We start from the raw sequence: 1,082 nt of genomic DNA on the forward strand, positions 1-1,082 counted from the left end.
TTGGCCCGGTAGTTCAGTTGGTTAGAACGCTAGCCTGTCACGCTAGAGGTCGTCAGTTCGAGCCTGATCCGGGTCGCCACATGCTGTTATAGCTCAGTCGGTAGAGCGCATCCTTGGTAAGGATGAGGTCGGCAGTTCGAATCTGCCTAACAGCTCCATAGCAAAGCCCACAGCACGTTGGTTACTGTGGGCTTTTTACATAGGGGCATAGCTCAGTTGGTAGAGCAGCGGTCTCCAAAACCGCGTGCCGAGGGTTCGAATCCTTCTACCCCTGCCAAAAGCACAGCAGTTGTGATACAGATGTATCGAAAAACTGCTGTGCTTTTTGTTTGCGGTTCGATTCGTTAAAATCCGAAGGGTTTCAAGGAGAATAAGTTGGAGAAAATTATCGTAATGGCACCCGGCCATGAACTGTGGGATGGGACCATCGCTTTTGCAGCAGGCTGCCCATGGAAAGCAGCAGCATTTTTGGGGCAGAGAAGATGGAGCCAAACGATTTTGAAAATAACGAAAGAGCTCTTGTGGCCTTGCGCGATGATGACGCGGCGGCTTTCTGCACATTAACGCTGTAACAAAAAATGTTGTAGTCGGGAAAGAGCAACTGCAAATTAACGCTGCGGCATGGCCGTGGTCAGCAGAGGAAAGCACAAGAGCACCCGCCCAAAACTTTATTGACGCTGATGCGCGAAACACAAGAAAAATGGCAAAAAAATCAAAAAAGTGCTTGACAGTTGGGGTATAATCCAGTATAATCAATCATGTTGCAGCGGTCAGGTAACGCCTGATGCAAAGCGCGAAAGGGCTTGGCCCGGTAGTTCAGTTGGTTAGAACGCTAGCCTGTCACGCTAGAGGTCGTCAGTTCGAGCCTGATCCGGGTCGCCACATGCTGTTATAGCTCAGTCGGTAGAGCGCATCCTTGGTAAGGATGAGGTCGGCAGTTCGAATCTGCCTAACAGCTCCATAGCAAAGCCCACAGCACGTTAGCTACTGTGGGCTTTTTACATAGGGGCATAGCTCAGTTGGTAGAGCAGCGGTCTCCAAAACCGCGTGCCGAGGGTTCGAATCCTTCTACCCCTGCCAAA

Annotated in this window: 1 protein-coding gene and 6 tRNA genes; all 7 read left to right on the forward strand. The window is 50.7% G+C overall.

Translation table 11 applies throughout. From position 1 onward, the window contains the following. The first annotated feature begins 2 nt into the window (after positions 1-2). The 7 genes from C4885_RS16120 to C4885_RS16145 all read left to right on the forward strand — a co-directional run bounded on the left by C4885_RS16120 (position 3) and on the right by C4885_RS16145 (position 1,080). Positions 3-79 (forward strand) — tRNA-Asp (locus C4885_RS16120). Between the two features lie 3 nt (positions 80-82). Further along, a tRNA-Thr gene (locus tag C4885_RS16125) sits at positions 83-158 on the forward strand. Positions 159-201: 43 nt separating this feature from the next. Continuing rightward, positions 202-277 (forward strand) — tRNA-Trp (locus C4885_RS16130). A 172-nt stretch (positions 278-449) separates the two neighbouring features. After that, positions 450-572: a hypothetical protein gene (locus C4885_RS17235; protein ID WP_256359673.1), complete on the forward strand. Its 123-nt coding sequence runs from the start codon at positions 450-452 to the stop codon at positions 570-572. Positions 573-805: 233 nt separating this feature from the next. Further along, a tRNA-Asp gene (locus C4885_RS16135) sits at positions 806-882 on the forward strand. A gap of 3 nt (positions 883-885) precedes the next feature. After that, a tRNA-Thr gene (locus tag C4885_RS16140) sits at positions 886-961 on the forward strand. Between the two features lie 43 nt (positions 962-1,004). After that, positions 1,005-1,080 (forward strand) — tRNA-Trp (locus C4885_RS16145). Positions 1,081-1,082: the final 2 nt, after the last annotated feature.

This window comes from Subdoligranulum sp. APC924/74, assembly GCF_003324125.1.
GTDB lineage: Bacteria > Bacillota > Clostridia > Oscillospirales > Ruminococcaceae > Gemmiger > Gemmiger qucibialis.

Coding starts and splice junctions, on each gene's coding strand:
- C4885_RS17235 (WP_256359673.1), top strand. CDS start 450: ATGGAAAGCAGCAGCATTTTTGGGGCAGAGAAGATGGAGCCAAACGAT.